At 35.4% G+C, this 22,272-nt stretch carries 16 protein-coding genes; 13 read left to right on the top strand and 3 right to left on the bottom strand.

The genetic code is table 11. The annotated features are described in order from the left end of the window. From EV143_RS21570 to EV143_RS20460, 10 genes are all read left to right on the top strand, one after another. On the top strand, positions 1-1,516 hold a 1,516-nt coding region (locus EV143_RS21570; protein WP_243739927.1), incomplete at its 5' end, for a DUF5977 domain-containing protein. 34 nt (positions 1,517-1,550) lie between these two features. Continuing rightward, on the top strand, positions 1,551-4,991 hold the full coding sequence (locus EV143_RS20500; protein ID WP_243739926.1) for a DUF6443 domain-containing protein: 3,441 nt from the start codon (positions 1,551-1,553) through the stop codon (positions 4,989-4,991). Between the two features lie 5 nt (positions 4,992-4,996). Further along, positions 4,997-5,362: an SMI1/KNR4 family protein gene (locus EV143_RS20495; RefSeq protein ID WP_133509782.1), complete on the top strand. Its 366-nt coding sequence runs from the start codon at positions 4,997-4,999 to the stop codon at positions 5,360-5,362. Between the two features lie 306 nt (positions 5,363-5,668). Further along, positions 5,669-6,367, top strand: coding sequence for an IS1 family transposase (locus tag EV143_RS20490; protein WP_133509781.1), 699 nt, complete (start codon positions 5,669-5,671; stop codon positions 6,365-6,367). A 142-nt stretch (positions 6,368-6,509) separates the two neighbouring features. Beyond that, positions 6,510-7,226: an RHS repeat-associated core domain-containing protein gene (locus EV143_RS21875; RefSeq protein ID WP_243739925.1), complete on the top strand. Its 717-nt coding sequence runs from the start codon at positions 6,510-6,512 to the stop codon at positions 7,224-7,226. A 4-nt stretch (positions 7,227-7,230) separates the two neighbouring features. Continuing rightward, positions 7,231-7,830, top strand: coding sequence for a hypothetical protein (locus tag EV143_RS20480; RefSeq protein ID WP_127340885.1), 600 nt, complete (start codon positions 7,231-7,233; stop codon positions 7,828-7,830). A 41-nt stretch (positions 7,831-7,871) separates the two neighbouring features. Continuing rightward, entirely contained in the window at positions 7,872-8,207 is a 336-nt protein-coding gene (locus tag EV143_RS20475; protein ID WP_127340884.1) for a DUF1493 family protein, read from the top strand. A gap of 474 nt (positions 8,208-8,681) precedes the next feature. Next, complete coding sequence (locus EV143_RS20470; RefSeq protein WP_132038345.1) at positions 8,682-10,238, top strand: ParB N-terminal domain-containing protein; 1,557 nt, start codon at positions 8,682-8,684, stop codon at positions 10,236-10,238. Beyond that, complete coding sequence (locus EV143_RS20465) at positions 10,238-11,146, top strand: DNA adenine methylase (RefSeq protein ID WP_127340980.1); 909 nt, start codon at positions 10,238-10,240, stop codon at positions 11,144-11,146. The genes EV143_RS20470 and EV143_RS20465 overlap by 1 nt, the downstream gene beginning before the upstream one ends. Before the next feature lie 40 nt (positions 11,147-11,186). Next, positions 11,187-12,728, top strand: a complete 1,542-nt coding sequence (locus EV143_RS20460; RefSeq protein WP_127340979.1) for an ATP-dependent nuclease — start codon at positions 11,187-11,189, stop codon at positions 12,726-12,728. A gap of 55 nt (positions 12,729-12,783) precedes the next feature. On the opposite strand, the gene EV143_RS20455 is transcribed toward EV143_RS20460, so the two are convergent. After that, entirely contained in the window at positions 12,784-13,866 is a 1,083-nt protein-coding gene (locus EV143_RS20455) for a DUF4365 domain-containing protein (RefSeq protein WP_132038282.1), read from the bottom strand. Positions 13,867-14,013: 147 nt separating this feature from the next. Then, the gene (locus EV143_RS20450; protein WP_127340918.1) at positions 14,014-14,265 is read right to left on the bottom strand and encodes a helix-turn-helix domain-containing protein; all 252 of its coding nucleotides are present in this window, start codon (positions 14,263-14,265) and stop codon (positions 14,014-14,016) included. Between the two features lie 646 nt (positions 14,266-14,911). Between EV143_RS20450 and EV143_RS20445 the strand changes: the two genes are divergently transcribed. Genes EV143_RS20445 through EV143_RS20435 form a run of 3 tightly spaced genes read left to right on the top strand, consistent with a single transcriptional unit; the run spans position 14,912 to position 21,933 of the window. Then, positions 14,912-17,941 (top strand): SusC/RagA family TonB-linked outer membrane protein, encoded by a 3,030-nt coding sequence (locus EV143_RS20445; RefSeq protein ID WP_127340919.1) that lies wholly within the window; start codon positions 14,912-14,914, stop codon positions 17,939-17,941. Positions 17,942-17,957: 16 nt separating this feature from the next. After that, positions 17,958-19,337: a RagB/SusD family nutrient uptake outer membrane protein gene (locus EV143_RS20440; protein WP_127340920.1), complete on the top strand. Its 1,380-nt coding sequence runs from the start codon at positions 17,958-17,960 to the stop codon at positions 19,335-19,337. Continuing rightward, a complete protein-coding gene (locus EV143_RS20435) occupies positions 19,303-21,933 on the top strand; it encodes a S9 family peptidase (protein ID WP_127340921.1) in 2,631 nt (876 codons plus the stop codon). Before EV143_RS20440 ends, EV143_RS20435 begins: the two co-directional genes overlap by 35 nt. Before the next feature lie 52 nt (positions 21,934-21,985). Here EV143_RS20435 and EV143_RS20430 read toward each other — a convergent pair whose 3' ends face one another. Next, positions 21,986-22,255 (bottom strand): DUF6520 family protein, encoded by a 270-nt coding sequence (locus EV143_RS20430; protein WP_127340922.1) that lies wholly within the window; start codon positions 22,253-22,255, stop codon positions 21,986-21,988. Between the last annotated feature and the right edge of the window lie 17 nt (positions 22,256-22,272).

The raw sequence follows: 22,272 nt of genomic DNA, 5'->3' as shown, positions 1-22,272 counted from the left end.
TTCCCAGGCAGATGCAGATGCACAGGCTCAAGCAGAAATTAATACTAATGGACAGGCATATGCCAATGCTAATGCCAAATGTACTTTTTGGAATGTTTTCAAAAACCAGTTAATTACCCGTAATAACTGTGTGGTAGGAGGCTCACCGGAAAGTGTATATTATAACGTTCCGGCCGGAAGATATTTTTCAAATACTTCCCAGACTGATGCAGATGCGCAGGCTCAAACAGAAATAGATAGTAATGGACAGTCATATGCTAATGCTACAGCTAAATGTACTTTTTGGAATATTGCCAAAAACCAGTTATTTACCCGTAATAACTGTGCGGTAGGGGGCTCGCCGGAAAGCATATATTATAACGTTCCGCCGGGAAAATATTTTTCAAAAATTTCCCAGGCGGATGCAAATGCACAGGCTCAAACAGAAATAGATACTAATGGACAATCATATGCCAATGCTACAGCCAAATGTACTTTTTGGAATGTTGCGAAAAGCCAATTAATAGCCCGTAACAATTGCGCGGCAGGAGGCACACCGGAAAGTATAAATTATAACGTTCCGGCGGGAAGATATTTTTCAAATACTTCACAGGCAGATGCAGATACACAGGCTCAAACAGAAATTAATACTAATGGACAGTCATATGTAAATGCTACTGCCAAATGTACTTTTTTGAATGTTTCCAAAAACCAGTTATTTACCCGTAATAACTGTGCGGCAGGAGGCACACCGGAAAGTGTAAATTATAACGTTCCGGCCGGAAAATATTCTTCAAATGTTTCCCAGACAGATGCAGATACGCAGGCTCAAGCTGAAATTGATACAAATGGACAGACATATGCTAATGCTACTGCCAAATGTACGTATTGGAATGTTGCAAAGAGTCAGGCATTCATTCGTAATAATTGCACATCGGATAGTTCACCGGGTAGCGCATTATATAGTGTTTCGGCCGGGAAATATTTTTCATATACTTCCCAGGCTGATGCAGATGCAAAGGCCCAAACGGATATTAATACTAATGGTCAGGCATTTGCTAATGCTACTGCGAAATGTACATTTTACAGCATTCCGATAAGCGGGACTTTTACTAGAACTAATTGTGCTTCAGGGAATGTTGGTTCAGATGTCTCTTTTAGTCAGGCCTATGGTGCTTCTACTTCCACGAATTCGCAAGAAGAAGCGGATTCTCTAGCTTTAACTAAATTTAATACGGACGGACAAAATAACGCAAACAGTATAGGAGTTTGTACACCGTCCGGCCCAGTTTATACATGTGATTATACCTATTCTGCAGCATCATTAAAAATGACACTGTTTGCTTATTGTTCAACAGCAAATCATCCTGCTGTCACCTTTAATTTTATAATAACATATTTATCTACCGCTAATAAACTTTTAACCTTAAGAAGGAGCATTGTCTTGGGAGCTAACCAACTTTCCGCATCACTGATATTAACAGTAGGAGGAGTTAACGGAACCCAACATGCAGAACTCGAAGGCCCGGTACAATAATAGCCTCAATAATTTACATATGAAACAGAACTTGATGAAAAAATATATACCCCTATTAATTTTGTTATTTTTTACAAGTATGGGTTTAAAAGCTCAAAGCTTCAGCGATGACAATTTTGTTTACACTTCAGCTCCCAAAAAAGCAGTTAGGTCAGGTAATTTCAATACTTTAACAAAGGAAGAAGTAAGCCAGAATATTACCTATTTTGATGGATTAGGCAGACCTGTTCAGACGATTGCCATTGGTCAGGGAAGAAATGGCTCTGATATAATAACACCAATAGAATACGATAGTATGGGCAGACAGGTCAAAGAATATTTGCCTTATGCATCTTCAAACGGAGGCGCCAGCTATCCCAGAGTAAACCCTGCTACAGCAATCAATGCTTTACTGTCTTTTTATGGTTCAGAAAAATACGAAAATACAGCCAACCCATTTTCGGAAAAAAAACTTGAATCATCACCCTTAAACAGGGTTTTAAAACAAGCCGCTCCCGGAACTTCATGGGCTATGGGCAGCGGTCATGAAATTAAACTCGATTACCAGACCAATGCCGGTGATGAAGTTAAATTGTATAAAGCAACAGCAACCTGGGATGCCGGTTCAGGATTGTTTGAAATCGCTTTTTCAGAATCAGGAAATTACCAGGCCAACCAATTATACAAAACCATAACTTTTGATGAAAATACGAGTACAAATCCAAGCGAATCTGCCGGGTCTGTAGTAGAATTTAAAAACAAAGAAGGACAAGTTGTTTTAAAAAGAACCTACGAGGCAGGAGATAAACACGATACGTATTATGTTTATGATATTTACGGAAACCTGACTTATGTAATTCCGCCAAAAGCAGACGGAACCATTAATGATGAAGTTTTAAACGGATTGTGTTACCAGTACAAATATGACGATGAAAATAGATTAGTCGAGAAAAAATTACCCGGCAAGCAATGGGAATTCATCGTTTATGATAAACTCGACAGACTCGTGGCCACGGGTCCTGCGTTATCGCCTTTTAAAGACGACAGCAATGTAGGCTGGCTCATCACCAAATACGATGCTTTTAGCCGACCAATTTATACGGGCTGGAAGAGTGAGACAGCTGACTCAGCGGCTAGAAAATCGTTGCAGGATGCTCAAAACCTGGCGGATACTTTATTTGAAACTACAGCCCCATTAAATATTGATGGCATTGCTACTAATTATAATAATAGTATAGCGCCTACCAGTTTTAAACTATTAACCGTTAATTACTATGACGATTATACTTTTCCTGAAGCTCATAGTGTGCCTTCGGCGATAATGGGACAAACGGTTTTAGCAAATGTAAAAGGATTGCCAACTGGAAGCTGGACAAGGGTACTTACAACAGCATCATCTATTGCCGGGGAAACTACCACAACCTTTTATGATAGTATGGCGAGGCCTATAAGTACTTATATAAAGAATCATTTAACCGGCAATAGTCATACTGATAGTAAGCTAGATTTTAGCGGAAAAACATTAAATACACTAACAGAACACCAGCGTGTAAATGCAGGACCGAAAATTACCGTAGAAGAAGAGTTTACCTATTCTCCTCAGGATCGTTTGCTGACACATACCCATCAAATAAATGGCGGCGTTGTACAGCTTTTAGCAGCAAATAATTATGATGAGCTTGGACAGCTGACAAGCAAAAATGTAGGCAACAGCACAGGAAGCCCTTTACAAAAAGTAGATTTTAATTACAATATCAGAGGCTGGCTTACCGAGATTAATAAAACCGATGAGCTGCAGCAAAATACCGACCCTTTTGATTTGTTTGCCTTTAAAATTAATTACGATAAAACACAAACAGAGATTGCGAATGTCAAAGCTTTATATAATGGAAATATAGCCGAAATGTTCTGGAAAACAGGTTCTGATAATCTGGAGCGTTCTTACGGTTATCAGTATGATAAGCTAAACAGACTAACAAGCGCCATTTATCAAAAATCGAAATTAACGACAGATGCTTATAATGAGAATTTATCGTATGATAAAAACGGAAACATACAGTTTTTGAATAGAAACGGAGATATGGATCCTCAAATAGGAACCAATGTAATCGATAATTTAGCGTATACCTATCCTGACAATTCAAACCAACTTTCAAAAGTGGTGGATAGTGCCAATAACACCAGCGGTTTTAACGATGCCAACACAACAGGCGACGATTACACTTATGATGTTAACGGAAATATGATAAGTGATAAAAACAAAAACATTACCGAAATACTCTACAACCAACTCAATCTACCCAAGAAAATAACTTTTGGCACGGGAAATACAATTGAGTATATTTACAACGCAGCAGGACAAAAACTAGAGAAAATTGTAAAGGAGGGAACTACGACAACCAACACCAATTATTTGGGAGGATTTCAGTACAAAGACAATATTTTAGAGTTTTTCCCAACGGCAGAAGGTTACGTTAAAAATACCGAAGGAGTGCTTTCTTATGTGTTTCAGTACAAAGATCATTTAGGAAACGTTCGACTGAGTTTTGCTAAAAACCCAACAACTCAAGTTCTTGAAATTATCGAAGAAAATAATTATTATCCTTTTGGATTAAAGCACAAGGGGTATAATGACTATGTGGCTACTAATAACAAGTATAAGTATAACAATAAAGAGTTCCAAGACGAGCTATCACTGAACTTGTACGACTACGGAGCAAGGAATTATGACCCTGCATTAGGTCGTTGGATGAACATTGACCCATTAGCTGAGAAATCTCGTAGATGGTCACCATACAACTATGCATATAATAACCCAATCTATTTTGTTGACCCTGACGGAATGGAATCTCAAGGATACATGTATGATGAGAAACAACTTGCAGAAATGCAAGCAGATAATAAGAAATTTGTACAATGGGTCAATAATGGAGGTTACAACAATGAAAGTAATAATGAGATAGACCCTCCTAAAAAAGGCTCTAAGGAAGCAGAAAATGAAAAATGGAGGAAATACAATGAAGAAAAATTACTGCCTTTAAATAAATTTCTGCTAGCATTTTCAATGATTGGTCGTGCTTGGGAGACTGGAGTTGAAGGCTTGTATATGAGGCTGGGAACAACAGCAGAATTAGCTCCTTTGGCAGTTTCAGAATCGAATGTTGCTAAAACAACAACAACAGCAACTGCAGAAGAAGGTTCGTTTTCTATTATTGATTGGAAAGGTTATCCTCAGGGAGGAGCTCAGCCAGAAGGACCTTTCAAGTTATTAGAAGGAGCTGAATATACAACAGCAAGGAATTCGGCTAATGTTAAAAATGCCGCTATACGTAGAGCAGACCCTGAAGCTTTGAAAGGTTTACAGATACATGAAATACATCCTGTGAAATTTGGAGGTAATCCTACAGATATGTTAAACAAAACATATTTGACTCAACAACAACATAGTGCCTACACTAATTATTGGAATGGATTAATGCGAAATATTAAAAAATAAAATAAATGAAAAATATAGATAAAAATTTTGCACCAACTTCGGAAGAAGTTGAAATCTTTTTAAAGCAAGTTAATTTTATTTTGCCTGAAGGTTTTTTAGATTTTTTTAAAGAAGCTGATGGTGCTGAGATAAGTACCGACGAAAAGTATGTTATTTTATGGGCATTAACTGAGATGATTCAGCTTAATGTGGATTATAACGTTGAAGAGTATGCTCCTGAATTTTTTATTTTTGGCTCTGATGGAGGAGATACCGCTTTTGCCATAGAAAAAAATACTGGCGACATTTATGAGATGCCTTTTATAGGTATGTCAAAAGAAGAGTCAATATTTGTAAATAAGAGTTTTTCAGATTTCATCGACAACATATAGCTCTACGCTAGTGTTTCAGATTTGCTCTTAATATATCTTGACTTCTTACCCGTAATCTAAAGTAAACAAAAAAAAGCCACTTCATTACGGAGTGGCTTTTTGGTTTATCATGTAATGATATTATTACGGAATAGCCGTAAATGTACCTGTGGTGATATTGAATTTTTTGGTAGTGTTTCAAAGTTAGTGATATGAGATTTTAGATTTCTAACCTTTTGAAATTGAGCAAATTTTAGAAATAAATAATTTTAAGATGAGCAGTGATGCTCATCTTTTTTGTTTTAATATTACCTTAAATGTGCTAAAATGAATAAAAATTCGACAAGGTGTTCCAAAGTTAGTGATGATGTAAATTGTCCAAAATGTAAAGAGAAAAAGGTTATTAAAAATGGGAGAACTAAAAACTATAAACAGCAGTACTATTGTAAAATGTGCTGTCACCGTTTTATAGAAAGTTATACAAATCAAGCTTACAAATTAAATATCAATCAAAATATCATTCAATTAACCAAAGAGGGATTAGGAATAAGAAGTACAGCAAGAATATTAAATATTTCTACTACAACATTATTGAAAAGGATTGTTTCTATTGCCGGAAGTATTTCCAAACCCATTATCAGCAAAGGTAAAACTTATGAAGTCGATGAGCTGTGCACTTATATCAGACACAAGAAAAATTATATCTGGCTGGTTTATGCATTGGAAAAGAATTCTAAAACAGTTGTGAGTTTTAATGTTGGGAAACGAACCAATAAAACATTGAGCAGTGTTTTAGAGACTCTGAAATTATCAGAAGCAAAAAAGATATTTACAGACAGATTAAAAAACTATAGATATTTGATTGATGAGAAACTGCATTCGGTAAAACGTTTCGGGACAAACCATATTGAAAGGAAAAATTTGACACTCAGAACTCATCTTAAAAGATTAAACAGACGGACAATCTGCTTTAGTAAAAGTTTAGTTGTTTTTACTGCTGTTTTAAAGATTTATTTTTGGATTTGAGTAATAAAACAGTAAGTTTATCCTTTAAAATCATGTTCTTAAAAACTTTGCATTTAACAGGTAAAACCTTGTAAAAATAGTCGCAAAACCTTATAAGTATAATTATAACGGAAAGGAGCTCCAAGACGAGCTGGGGCTTAACTTGTACGATTATGGAGCACGTAATTATGACCCTGCAATCGGCAGGTGGATGAACATCGACCCGCTGGCGGAACAAATGAGAAGGTGGTCACCGTATAATTATGCATTTAATAATCCTATGAGGTTTACTGACCCTGATGGAATGGGACCAAATGACATCATAATTTGGGGCTCGGCATCATATAAACAAACTGCATTAAATGATTTACAAAAACTTACGAATGATAAGTTGACTATTTCGGAGGATGGCAAAGTTACTATTGAACAAAAAGGAGGTAGTAATGCAGATAAGACACTATCCATTGGAACAGATTTGATATCTAGTTTGATTGAATCACCTAAAACTACTACAGTTGAACAGTCTTGGGGTGATAATGGTACAAAAGCAGATTCTGGTATGGATAGTCTTATTACTTCGAAAGGTCCTGGACCAGGAACAGATTCAACTGTAAAATATAATCCAAATGGAAAGGGTGAAACTATCGTTAATGCAGATGGAACAAAAGGTAGACCAGCTTTTATTGGACTTGGGCATGAATTAGCTCATGCTAAAGAAAATGCTACAGGAACCCGCAGTGTAAAAGTAAATGACACAAAAATTGACCCTGACGACGGAACAAAAGGAACATTGACCGAAAGCGAAATACAAGTTAGAGCGGTCGATTCTCAAATACGTAAGGAACAAGGAGTCGTTGAAAGAAAACAACCATATAATTAAAAAAATGAAAAATATTTTTTATTGCTTAATGATAATAACATTATCGTCATGTGGACGCTATATAAATAATAGTGAAAATAAAACAGATAAAATTTTTATAAATTGGAATATAGCTACTGCTAATTCAATGCAGCTACAGGAAAAATCTATAAATGATGAATATCAGAAATCATTATATAAAAATAGATTAGAAGCTTTCAAATCATATATTGATGTGGGAGATTTAAATCAATTGAATAAAAATTCAATACGGTATAAGCTCCTTAACCAATATCTTAATGATTGGGATGATAAATTTTATATTGTTGAAGCTAATGAGTCAGGAGAAATAGCCACCAAAATATCTTATATCATACTTCAAAATGGAACAGGTACATCAAAAGTTCTTAAATACATTTACAGAAATGGGAAATGGGAGAAAGCCAAAGAATATGCGGTAAGCTCTAGTTTTAAATTTGATAGAGAAAGTTATAATACTAAATTTGGGGAAGGTAAAAATGAGAATGATATAACTGTCACCTACGCAGAAAATAGCACTATTATTAGTTCAGATTTCTTTCTTTTATTATCGATGAAACAAATTGAAATTTTAAAAGATAAATGAGATAACTGAATATAGTCCTACTCTGAAAAAATAAGGATATCATGAATGAAGAAATATTCAATAAGTTAAAGGAATTTGTGGTAAATCAATCTGCGGTTAATGATCAAATAATAACTCGGTCAACACAAATTGAAAATGATTTAGGGGTTTATGGTGAGGATGCCGTAGAGTTCATAGTTGCTTTTGGCAAAGGATTTAATGTAGATGTATCAAGATTTATGGCAAGTGATTATTTTAGTCCCGAAGGCGATTTTATATTACCAGCAATTATTAGATTTTTAACAAACAAAAAAAAGAAAGAAAGAAAATCTTTTACAATAGGTCATCTTGAAAAGGCGATAATAGCAGGGAAATTAGATGAAAATACTTTTTTATAATTTTAGCGAAAGAGCTTTAGAACTAAAACCACTTCATTTGAAGTGGTTTTTAGTATAATAAACATAGCCAATTGAGAAATATCTATAGACAGAGGTTTTTTGCACCTAACAAAGCTAAATAAATTCTGAAATCAAAAAACAGTATAAATACCTATTGTGTATAATTTTTAGAATCACTTCCTTGTTACGGTTTTCCGTAATGCAATAAGGAATTTATTATTGTTATTTGTGACGTGGATGCAATTTTTATTTTATGCTTCAAAAGCATGCTAAATTATAAGATTGGAGCCATCTAAAGCGGGCTTAAAAAAACATTAAAAATGAAAGTAAAAATACTAAATTTCAGAGTGTACAGAGATAGAATTGGAAGTTCAATAACATTACATCAGGTAAGAAATTTACAAGATTTAATATTGACTTAATTTTTATTATTAAATTGATATCTTTAGAATCTTAACTTAAATCTTTTATTACATGTATATTGACTATTCACTATGGGAGCATTACGAATATTCCTTAAATTCACTTCATTTAGATTTAAATAATCCACGATTAAAGTATAGGGAGGTAAATTTAAATCAACCTGAAATTCTTAAATTTTTAATTGCAAATGAAAAAGTATATGAATTAGCAAAAAAGATTTCAGAAGAAGGATATTTTGTTGGTGAAGAACCTATTATATGTATAGAAAATGACAAAAAGATTATCCTCGAAGGAAATAGAAGGACAGGTGCGTTAAAGCTTTTGCAAGACCCGAGTAAATATCTTTCAAAAGCGAAAGCAAATATTTTACTTCAAAATATCTTAAAAAACAATTTTCCAGTTGGAAAAAAACTAAAGTGTTATATAGCTCCAAATAGACTATTAGCTAATCCTATAATTTATGAAAGACATAAAGGAGACTCGTTGCAAAAATGGAAAACAGGAAATCAATATGCATTTGTAGCTGACATGTATTATGAAGATGGATTATCAATTGAAGATATAGCAGATGTTTTAAATGAATCTATTACTAAAATTGTTAAGCCTCTAAAAGCATACAATTTATTTTTAGAAGGCAAAGAGCTCCTTGAAAAAGAAGAAGATATTATTATTGAAATAGATAAATTTGATTTTACAAATTTAGAAAGATTTTATTCTTATGATGAAGCACGATTGCTTTTAGGAATTGATTTTGATGATGAAAATGGAGAATTAATAATTAATATCCCTAGAGAAGAATTTGACAAAAGACTTCTTATTATTTTTAAAATTATAATTGATTCTGAACGATTCTCAAGGGAATTTAATAAAGAAGATGATAAAAAAGAATTTGTAAAAAAGTTAAAAGCAAATGCTGATTTTAACCTTAGTGTTCCTGAAAAGCAATCAGTGGTGAGTAAGGCTACAAAGCAAAAATCTAATCTAGATGAAGAAAAAGCAAAAATTAATCAAAGAAGAAAAAAGGCAATAAAAAATACTTTCTTTGAAAGAGTGATTCCTAAAGATACTGATATCTATTTTAATAATGATAAATTAGATAGTTTGTTTCTCGAATTGAAAAGTTTACCAAATGAAAAATTTTATTCATTTGCTCTATTACTTAGGACTTACCTAGAACAAAGCTTGTATTATTATCTAAAAACGAATGATCTTTTTGAAAGCTTGTCAGATAAAACAAGTAAAAAAACTATTGAAGACAGTGGAAAAAAGGTCAGCCTGGTGATTGATTATATAAAAAATAATCATGGAGTTCAAGATACTATCAGTAAAGACAACTTAATGAACATCTTAAGATTTAATTCATCAAAAGATTATTCTAATGCTAGTTTGAAGATAATGTTGGATTATTTTAAAAATTATGAACTAGATAATTTTTTTGATGTTCAAACTTCAAAAAATTTAAAAAAGTACTTTGATAATGTTAAAGAAGAATTGGATTTAGCCGTACATAATATTGAGACTTTTGTAGATTTGACTCATAATAAAAGAGCTTGGAAACATTTAGAACCATTATTTGTAACTTTGAGCGAAAATTTAAATAAAGATTAATGTTCTATTCACCACTTAGATACCCTGGAGGTAAAAATAAATTATCAGCATTTATTGCAAAAATTTGTATTGATAACAACATTAATGGACATTATGTAGAGCCTTATTCAGGAGGGGCATCTGTTGCTTTATTTCTACTTTTTGAAGGGTTTGTAAATAAAATAACCCTTAATGATAAAGATAGATCTATTTATGCTTTTTGGTATTCAGTTCTTAATCATACGAAAGAATTATGTGATTTGATTGAAAATTCAACATTTACTGTTAGTGAATGGAGAAAACAAAGAAATGTTCAGCAAAACAAAGAAGAAGTTGGACTTTTAGAATTGGGTTTTTCAACATTTTATTTAAACAGAACTAATCGATCAGGAATAATAAATGCTGGCTTAATTGGAGGAATCGAACAAAATGGCAATTATCTGATGGACTGTAGATTTAATAAAAAAGATTTAATTGAAAGAATTATGCTTATTGCATCAAGGAAGGAAGATATTTTGCTGTTTAACGAAGATGCTATTGCATTAATTGATATTATCCAAGAACAGGCAGAAGATGATAATGTAATATTTTATTTTGATCCACCATACTATTTAAAAGCAAGTAGCTTGTATATGAACCATTATGAAGATAAAAATCATGAATTAGTAAGTAACAAAATAAAAGGAATTACAAACATCAAATGGATAGTTTCATATGATAATGTACCCGAAATAAACATACTATATGATGACTGTAGTAAAAAAGAATTTTCATTCAAGCATACAGCATATAAATCAAGAGTTGGACAAGAAATCCTTTTCTTTAGTCCAACAATTCTGAGTCCAAATATAGAAAACTGGAGTCCTCTAAAATTCAAGCTACATAAAAAAAAGAACAGTAAAGAGATTATTTATTCCGATAAAAAATAGTTTCTATTTTTCATTTCTTAATTATAAAAATAAAATTTTCATGCTGATAAAAAAAATCCATGTAGAAAAATTTAGAGGTTTCAATAACATTGAATTTGAATTGGGAACCAGTATTACAGTGATCGCTGGACAAAATGGAACACAAAAAACTACTCTACTTGGACTTTTAAGTCAGCCTTTTTCTATCAATGATAAAAGTAATCCTATAAGTGATGAAAAACCACTTTGTGGAGGTAATTATAAGTCATCCTTTTCTGAAAAATTTAAGTTATCTAAAACTTTTGATAAACCAAAACATCATACATGGACACTTGAGACAAATGGTAACGAATCGTTCTCAGTTGAAAGTATTGCAAGAGATAAGGATTCTATTAGGTTTTGGAAGCAAGGAGATAGAACAAAAGGTTCCGGATATCTTAATTATCCAGTAATTTATCTTAGCTTGTCTCGATTAATGCCGATAGGGGAAGATGATAAATTAGATACAGATTCAGCTATTCAATTAACTGCGGAAGAACTATTATTTTATAATAAATGGCATAACACTATATTAATAATTAATAATTTAGAAATTAGTTCGGTAGATTATCTATCAAGTAAACAAAAAAATACTCTTGGGGTTTCAACAGACCATTATGACTGGAAAATGAATTCTTCTGGACAAGATAATCTAGGTAAAATTTTACTTGCTATATTATCTTTCAAAAGATTGAAAGAAAAATTTCCAACATTATACGAATATGGAATACTGGTAATAGATGAAATTGATACTACCTTGTATCCTGCATCACAGATCAAATTAATTGAAGCCCTACGAAAATTTTCTTCTGATTATAAAATTCAAATAATCTTTACAACTCATTCCTTGACAATTTTAGAAAAAGTATGTGGAATTCAAAACGACATAAAGCTTAAAAATCAGGTCAAAGTAGTTTTCTTGCAAAAAATAGACAAAGAAATAGTAGTTAATGATAGTGCAACTATAGATTTTATTAGAAATAAATTAAATGTTAGTCTGTCATCACATGTAATTAAAACCAACAAGGTTCCGTTATTTACTGAAGATAAGGAAGCAGAAATTTTCCTAAAGAATATCTTGAAGTCAAAAAAGAGTTCACTTAACTTTATACAGTGTACATTGGGATGTAATAATTACATTGAATTAGTAAGAAAAAAAATTAAAGGATTTAATTACCCCGAAAGTATAATTTGTTTAGATGGAGACGTAAACCAGAAACCTGCGATGATGAAAGAAATAACTAAACATAAAAATTTCTTGATTCTCCCAGGAAATGATTCTCCTGAGAAAATATTAGCAGAAATGCTATATGTTGAACCTGATTCTTCAATTATTTGGGATAAGCTATTTGCAGGTTACGATAAACAAATTTGTTTTAAAGATTATTCAATTGCAGATATTCGTACTCATAGAGAAAAGGCGAAATTATGGTTTAATGATCAAAAGCAATATTGGGGTTTAGGTTGTAATAAATTGATTAACATTTGGATTGGTAAAAATGTTGAGGAAACTAAAATGTTTTTACAAACTTTTGACTCATTAATATCTAAGTATGGAAAATAAATTACACATAAATATCTATGGATAAAACTAACTTAAGAAAAGTATTTGTAAAAAGTTAACCAATCGGACATAACTCACCTTTTTCAATACTTTCTTTAATCCCCATGAGGGCTTCATCTTTCAGTCCAAAAGGAAATTTGATCAAATAATCATCAGCCGTTTTCAGTGTATCATTTATTGAGTGTAATTTTGCTACGTGCATATATAGCCAGAAACAGAAATTACGCTTGTCCTCATCAATAGAGGCATTGAAAGCGATTTCCTTTAAGATTTCATGAAGATCTGCCACCATATTGATGACAAGGAAAATTAAATAATTGAAACTTCCTCTAACTATTCCACCTTCAAGATACGACAATATAATTTCAATTTCATTTCTTCTGAAATACTTCGTCATAAGATTTGAGAGATTTTCTTTTACATCTGGAGATGACAAATATTGAAAATTATTTGAGTGCCAAAAAATGTCCCGGTTTACATAATTACTTAGCAAACCCAAAATATTCTTTCTTATACCTTCTTCCTTAATTTTTGAAAAATTTGAGATGATATAGAACCAAGTTGCAGGCTTTTCACGATGATAAGAATATAGGGCTTTCATTCCTTCGTAACAGATACTTGAATTATCAATGTTAGCAAACCATTCTAAGGCACGCCCAAATTTTTCATAGCTTGAAAATAGCTGTCGAAAAGAGAAGCAATACTCTATAAATGCAGGAAAAGTTGCTTCGGAAAATTCGTTTGCCTTATCAACTCTAATAGTATGATAACTTTGCGTAAAAATGTCAGGTCGAGAAGTCAAATAAGATGTAACATCCACCCAAAAGGCTTTTTTAATTTCCGGATCAAAAACTATTCCTACTGTTAAATTTAACCCCTGATTCCAGTACTCTAAATGGGCTTTATCTGCTGTGAATTTATAGCCTAAGCTGTCCTTATAGCTGTCTCCACTTTTTATTTGAACAAATATCCCATAATTGGTTGCAAGACCATTACGTACAAATTCTATATAACAATCATTGCCTTGGTCATTTTCTCGTGAAAGATTTTGAAAAATGGAATGATTATCTTGAACAACACCCTGAACGAATCTTACTCCTTGAAATTCAGTCTTTATATTGGGATTACGATTAGTCATTATTTAATAGGTTTATATCTGAATCTGATTATTTGCTCAAGTTGTTCATATTTAAACATAGTTCAATGACAAAGGGCAAGTAGATAGGAAAGGATTTGGTAAATTCTGTTAGATATTCCTAATGAGTGGAATAGAATACTTATGCGTCTATTCTAGATTTTCATTTTTTAAGTCAATATCAAAATCTACTAATTTTTTTGGCTGAACTTTAAGTCCCTTAGCAACTTTTAAGAAAGTTCTAAACGTAATATTTGTTTTTCCTAACTCAATTTTATTAAAGTCACTATCGTCAATACCAGTATGAAATTCCATATCCTTTAAAGTTAAGTTCTTAGCTTCCCTTTCTGTTTTTACTTTTTCACCAAAATCTTTCAAAAAATCGTTAAATGTATTATCCATAGCATGTTTTTTTTTTGACAAGTGAAATTGGTAATATTTAACATAAAACTTATGGGGATATATCCCTATATTTATTTTATTTAGTATATTTGTTTAATCATTACGATTTGTAATGTATTTTTGCGATACTTCATTAAAAATATTTGAAGCATTCGCTTTGAATCTCGCCTTCAAAAACTGGTACTTTTTAAATGGGAACGAGAAGATAAGTGCAAATGCTCACGCCATAAATGGCGTGGGCTCACTTATTGTTCCCGGTATACCAGTACCATGAAGGCAATAAGCTGAGTTCCGCGCCTATTTTTTTGGCTACACCTCAACTTCTCAAAGCTTCTTCACGATATCTTAAAGTGTCGTTACCGCTTGTGTTTAACCATTAACCGGTTGCTTATGGTGTAATCTTTAATTTTTACTTGAGTTGGGGAAGGTTCAGGTTATTATACTATCAGCTTCGCCATTTACAAATATCTGCAAGAGCGCAGATCCGAAACCATTCAACAGCTATTGACTATTTAAGTAACCAAAAACCAACCTATGCCTATGATAAATTAATTAACAAGAAAAAGCCTTCTATTACTTGCGTGGAAACTAGCATAGAAGGCTGGGAAAATCAAACTTTCGTTCAATTTTAATCCTTTCTAAATTTATGAAAAATCTTTCATTTAACAAGGGCAGACCTTCCTGTCTTTGCATATTTATTCTCGCAATACTGCTTTCCAGTCAGATTTATGCCGCCAAACTAACGTTCGGGAGCTACACGAAGCAGTCGCAACATCAAATTACAGGTACAGTTACCGATGCCACTGGACCACTTTCCAGCGTTACAGTCATTGTAAAAGGAACTACCACAAACACCGTAACAGATGAAAAAGGTAATTTTTCAATTACGGCTAATTCTACCGATATCCTTGTCTTTTCGTTTATAGGCTATGCCCCACGGGAAATTCAGGTTGGAAGCCAAACTTCAATAAATATAGTATTGATAGAAGACAGTACGCAGCTTAAGGAGGTTACGATAAACGCTGGGTATTATTCTGTGAAGGAGAAGGAGCGCACCGGAAGCATTGCAAAAATCAAATCAGCCGATCTCGACAAGCAACCCGTAAACAATCCATTAGCTGCAATGCAAGGACGCATGTCTGGTGTAAACATTACACAAAATACGGGATTGCCAGGCGGTGGCTTTAATATCCAGATTCGTGGTATTAACAGTATCCGAGGAGACGGCAATGATCCATTGTACATTGTAAACGGAGTTCCATATTCATCACAATCATTAGGAGATCCTACGGTTTCTGCATCCGCTATTTCCGGTGTGACAAATCCGCTGAACAATTTAAATCCATCAGACATAGAAAGTATTGAGGTATTGAAAGATGCGGATGCAACAGCAATTTATGGCTCGCGGGGGGCAAATGGCGTGGTACTGATTACAACAAAAAAAGGCAAATCAGGAGAAACACGTTTTAATTTCAATGCATTTACTACTGTTGGAAAAGTAGCTCAAAAAATGAACCTGATGAACACAAGCCAATATTTGGCAATGCGCGCAGAAGCATTTGCAAATGATGGGATCACGGAATATCCTGAAGATGCTTATGATATCAATGGCACTTGGGATTCAAATCGCAACACCGATTGGCAGAAGGAATTAATTGGCGGTACATCTTACATCCAGAATTTTCAGGCATCCGTTTCAGGCGGTAATGCTAACACGCAATTTCTATTGAGTGGAACCTATCGCAAAGAAACAACCGTATTTCCTGGTGATTTTCATTACGGAAAGGGTTCAGTAAACAGCAACATTACACACCAATCCGACGATAAACGGTTCACCCTTAATTTTTCGGCCAGTTACTCCGGAGATAAAAACACTTTACCGGGAAGGGATTTGACATCCCGAGCATATACGCTTGCTCCAAACGCTCCGGAGCTTTATAACAGCGATGGCAGCCTCAACTGGGAAAACGGCACATTCAACAATCCATTGGCATTTCTCAACGGAAGATACCTTACCGCAAACCAAAACCTTATTGCAAATGTGCTGTTGTCTTACAATGTGCTTCCTGGTCTTGAGGCTAAGGCTAGTATTGGGTATAACGATACTAGGATAACCCAAAACGTAACCAGCCCTCTAAGTATTTATAGTCCCTTTGACACAAACGAGCACGAATCATCCCTATTTGTGGCTAGTGGCACTGGCAGATCATATATTTTCGAACCACAATTAAACTATCGTAAGGAATTGGATGACATAGAGATAAATTTCTTGGTCGGTACGACATTCCAGAGCCAAAAAACAACAAAATTGGCACAATCTGCATTTGGATTTGCAAGCGATGCGCTGATTAATAGTTTGGCTGCGGCTACTACGGTGACAGTGCTGAACCATGAGGTAACTGAGTACAATTACAATGCATTATTTGGGAGACTCAACATGAACTGGCATAAAAAATACATCGTGAACCTAACAGGTCGCCGTGATGGCTCAAGCCGTTTTGGACCCGATAACCGCTTCGCTAATTTTGGTGCTGCAGGTGCAGCTTGGTTGTTCACTAATGAAGGTATTTTCAAACAGCACAATTCCATACTTAGTTTTGGAAAGTTGCGTGGAAGTTATGGCATTACGGGCAATGACCAGATCGGGGATTACCAGTATCTCGATACCTATCAGGTGTCGCCTTATTTGTATGATGGGGTGGTAGGACTTTTACCGTCACGCCTCTACAATCCCGATTTCGGCTGGGAAACAAATAAAAAACTCGAACTCGCGTTGGAATTGGGATTCTTAAAGGATAATATTTTCCTTTCCGCAGCTTGGTTCCGGAATCGCTCATCCAATCAATTGGTCGGGGTTCCGCTCCCCGGAACAACAGGATTTTCTTCTATCCAATCAAATTTTGATGCTACCGTGGAAAATACCGGTGTCGAAGTGGAACTTCGTACCACCAATGTAAAAAGCAAGGATTTCTCATGGACAACTACAGTAAATCTTACTGTACCAAAAAATAAACTGGTCTCTTTTCCAGGGCTTGAAGGTTCTACATATGCTAACCAACTCATAGTTGGTGAATCACTATTTATCAAGAAGGTCTTCAATTATGCAGGTATCAACCCCGAAACAGGAGCCTACACTTTTCAGGATTTCAACGGCGATGGACAGATAACCTATGAAGACGATCGTCAGGCAATCGTTGATACTTCACCAGAATACTATGGAGGCCTCAGTAACCAATTAACATATAAAAATTGGTCGCTCGATTTTTTGTTCCAATTTGTAAAACAACTCGGCAGGAATTATCTGTACACTTCAGCCTTGCCCGGCTCATTTGTAAATCAGCCTGTAGATATGGGAAATCACTTCCCGCAAGACGGCACCAATGCGGTATCACAACAGTATACTACGGGTCAGAATGGCACATTACTCGAAGGACATTACAATCTGATTGATAGTAATGCAGCATTCAGTGATGCATCTTTCGTGAGACTCAAGAATCTGACCCTTGTGTATGCAATACCATCAACATGGTCAAAAACCTTCACAGGAAAGATTTATGTACAGGGGCAAAACTTATTAACCCTCACTGATTTTCGTGGAGCTGACCCTGAAAACCAGTCTGCTTCGGCACTTCCATCATTGCGCCAGTTTACACTGGGCATTCAGCTAGGCTTTTAACTTAACTATATATCAAATGAAAACAAGATTTAATATTATACAGCCAATTATTTGGACAGCGTTACTTACCCTTTCGGCTTGCGAGAGTTTTACCGAGGTAGGCACGCCACAATCACAACTCACAACTCCTGCCGTTTTCGAAAGTATCAATACTGCCGACGCGGCTATGGGCGACATTTATGCGCGCCTGCGTGAAGACAGCATGGTTGCAGGCACGCTGAACGGTCTGTCGAGTCTTTTATCAAACTATTCAGATGAAATGCAGTACACAGGGTCAAGCATCGAAATTATGCAGTTCAACAACCATACAATTACACCTTCAAACAGCCTGATAACAGGATTATGGAACAGCACCTACAGCCAAATCTATGCTGCGAATCTGATGCTGGAAGGTTTGCAGAATTCAACGGCTTTAACAGATAATGAAAAAGCAAGATTGTCAGGTGAAGCATTGTTTATTCGAGGGTACCTTCATTTCTATCTAATAAACATCTTTGGTGATGTGCCCTACATCACAACGACTGATTACGTCGCAAATTCGGTTACATCAAAAACACCGCATGAACAAGTATGGCAAAATATCATAGCCGACTTGACACAAGCTGAAACGCTGTTGCCAGTTGAATATCCTTCTCAGGAAAAAGTCCGTGTAAACAAGGCTGTTGCCGCTGCGTTTCTCGCACGAATATACTTGTACCGTGAAGATTGGGCAAATGCAGCAGCGAAAGCAACAGCTGTAATTGATAATCCCAATTACATATGGGTCGATGATACTTCACAGGAATTTCTTCGCGAGTCAACAGCGACAATATGGGCATTGCATCCGGGAACACCCGGGCTTAATACTAAAGATGCGCGCACGTTTATCTTTTCAAGCGGACCACCTTCCAAGCCGTCACTGGCTGCTTCGTTTGTAACCGGTTTTGAATCTGGTGATCTGCGCCGTACCCAATGGGTACGAACCGTTTCAAACAGCAGTGGCTCCTGGTATTCATCATACAAATATAAAAAGCCGTTGGGCACAGCCTCATCAGAAGAATACACTATTCTGTTCCGGTTGGCCGAACAATACCTGATTCGTGCGGAAGCCAATGCACATCTGTCAAATATATCTGATTGCCAAGCAGACTTAAACAAAATACGCAACCGCGCCGGTCTATCAAATACTACCGCAAGTACGGAAACCGAATTATTGGAAGCAATCGCAAAAGAACGACGTTTTGAGTTTTTTACAGAGCAGGGACATCGTTGGTTCGATTTAAAGCGTACGGGAAAGGCGACGGAAGTACTAAGTCCAATAAAATCCGGGTGGGAAGATACACAGATCATACTTCCGCTGCCACAATCGGAATTGCTGTTGAATGGAAATCTGCTGCCTCAAAATCCAGGTTACTAAGATGCGGGCGTTTTTCTTCAAGACTGTATTTTTGGCATTGCTGCTACTTGTGGCGGTACCAATCTATGGACAAAAACAAGAAGTAACGACTGCCGATTATGCAAAATGGAGTTCCATACAAGCAGAGACGATATCTCCAAATGGCAAATGGATTTCTTATGTTCTGCACTACGATTACGGTGTCGATACATTGTTTGTACAAAATATAAAATCTACGAGGCGATTGGTATTTCCCAAATGTACTGATGTAGGTTTCAGCAATGATGATAAATGGGTGACGTTTTCAGATCCGGAAAAAGGTTTGGCGTTATATGATCTGAACAATGGTAATACGCAATATTTCAAAGACGCAATTCGTCATGAATTCTGCAAAGAAGAAAATTTTCTGGCAATACTCAACAAGAATGCTGTATCTGACTACTTGACGATAATTGGGCTATCCACTTTCAAAAAATACATTTTTGAAAACGTCAGAGAGTTCAGTATCAACAATTCCGGCATTTTGGCTATAAGTACTGGTTATGAAGTGCGCCTGCTAAAACCAAAGGTAGGATTTGTTGAAAAGACCATTGCACAGGATGATGATGCGGGATTTAAAAAACTATTTTGGAGTAGCAATGGCGAATTTCTTGCTTTTCTTCAAGAGATTAAAGACCAACAGGAAACTACCAAAAATTACAGGATATTTTACCACGATTCAGCAATAGGGACAAATACTATTCTTGATAGCAGGCAAACGGAAATATTGGCTATGGAAAATATAACTACATATGGTGGAAGTTCTGCACTTCGGTTTTCAGATGACGGAAAAAGTGTATTTTTCAATTATATTAGTCCTGAGCTGGAATCAAAGTCTGTCCCTTATGAAATTTGGGACTCTGCAACAGCGTTGGAATATACGCAGAATAAAATGTTTGGAGATGCTTCCCGCTTGCCAAAAATTGCTGCATGGAAGCCCGAAAGTGGTGGGACTCTAAAGATCGGAACAATCGAGAATCCGAAAGCAATCCTTACTGCAAATCGAAAGTACGCGCTGTGTTATAATCTGTTGAAGTATGAACCTCAATATGAGTATTACGCGCCTGCTGATATGTACCTGAAAGATACCCAAACCGGGACACAGCAACTGATTTTAGAAAAGCAGTCAACAGCAGTTGGAATGATGGGTGGCTCTCCTAAAGGAAATTTTATACACTATTTCCGCAATGGGAATTGGTGGGCTTACGACATTGTGAAAATGCAGCATCTCAATCTCACAGCAAGACTGCCAGTCTCCATGATTGATAGTATTCAAAACGATGCGGGTGTTCCTGCACCATATGGTAGTCCAGGCTGGTCATCAGATGAAAAATATTTCATAGCTTATGACCGGTATGATATCTACTTGATTGATAATAATGCAAAACAAACCAGAAGAATTACTGATGGAAGAAAGCAAAAGATTTCCTATCGAATTTGTTTAGACCTTTATCCCGTTATAAAAAAGCCGAGCCAGGATGAATTTCTGATAAGAAAATTTGACCTATCGATGGGTTTGGTTTTGCAGGCCATTGGTGAAGATGGATCTAGCGGGTATTATAAATGGAATTCTAACGGTACTTTAGTAAAATTGGTGTTCGGAAACAGTGGAAACAGCAGGCTGATAAAAGCAAAGAATACCGGGCAATTCATTTACATACAGCAAACCGCTTCCGATGCACCAAAGTTAATAGCTGTTTCAATGCAAAAAAACAAGATGCTCTTCAAATCCAATTCCCATACCCGTAAATTTAATTGGGGAACGGCTGAGATGATCTCATACAAAGATAAAAACGGCAATAATCTAAAAGGTATTCTATATAAGCCTGCTGGGTATATCGAAGGAAAAAAATATCCAATGGTTGTATATATTTATGAAAAACAATCCCAAGAGATTAATAATTACCGTGTACCGACAGAATATGGGCCGATGGGCTTCACTCTGTCCAATTATTTCCTGGATGGCTATCTGGTATTGCTGCCGGATATTCATTATAAGATGGGCGAACCCGGAAAGTCAGCTCTGGACTGTGTGCTAAATGCGGTTGATATAGTGAAACGAATGGGAATTGTTGAAGAAAATCATATTGGGATTATAGGCCATTCCTTTGGAGGTTACGAGACGGCATTTATAATTACCCAGACCAATGATTTTGCAGCAGCTGTATGCGGTTCGGGACTTATGAACACTATAAGCAGCTATTTTGTGCATTCTGCAGGTATACCGCGTTCAAATGCATGGCGGTTTGAATCACAGCAGGGACGTATGCCATTTTCACCTTTTGACAATTGGAAAGCTTATGAGCAAGACGCGCCTTTGCCAAATGCTGTAAATTGTACAACACCGCTTTTGAGCTGGGCAGGAAAAAAAGACCCCACTATTTTCTGGACACAATCTGCCGAATTTCATATGGCACTTCGAAGGCTTGGCAAAAGGAATGTTTTTATTCTTTATGACAATGAGGCGCACACAATTGTTACACCTGAATTACAAAAAGACCTGACAATAAAAACCAAGAACTGGTTTGATTATTATCTGAAAGAACAAAAGGAAACACTTACCAATGGAATCCCTTAAATCATAATTAACAAAGCAGGAGACCGACAATCTCCTGCTTTGTTTTTTAAGGTTAATTGATTTTTCTGTATAACTCGACATTACATTGAGTCGGACTGCTCATGTCGAACAATTGTTGTCCTCCCGCCGTAACTCTACAAACATTAGGGTTTTGTATGTTGCTACATTTTACTGTCGTAACATCACAATCCTCTAAAGGGTTATGCCCCCAAACATCTATCAGCTTTCCTTTTTCAGGGGCAGTTGAAAATGCGAAGGCTGCAAATACAGCAAATGCGATTGCTGAAAATGAAAGCGCTGGTCTTAAAACTTTAGTATTCATAATATTAAAATTTAATG

It is taken from the genome of Flavobacterium chryseum (genome assembly GCF_004362015.1).
GTDB lineage: Bacteria > Bacteroidota > Bacteroidia > Flavobacteriales > Flavobacteriaceae > Flavobacterium.
This window is presented reverse-complemented; position numbering and strand designations above follow the sequence as displayed.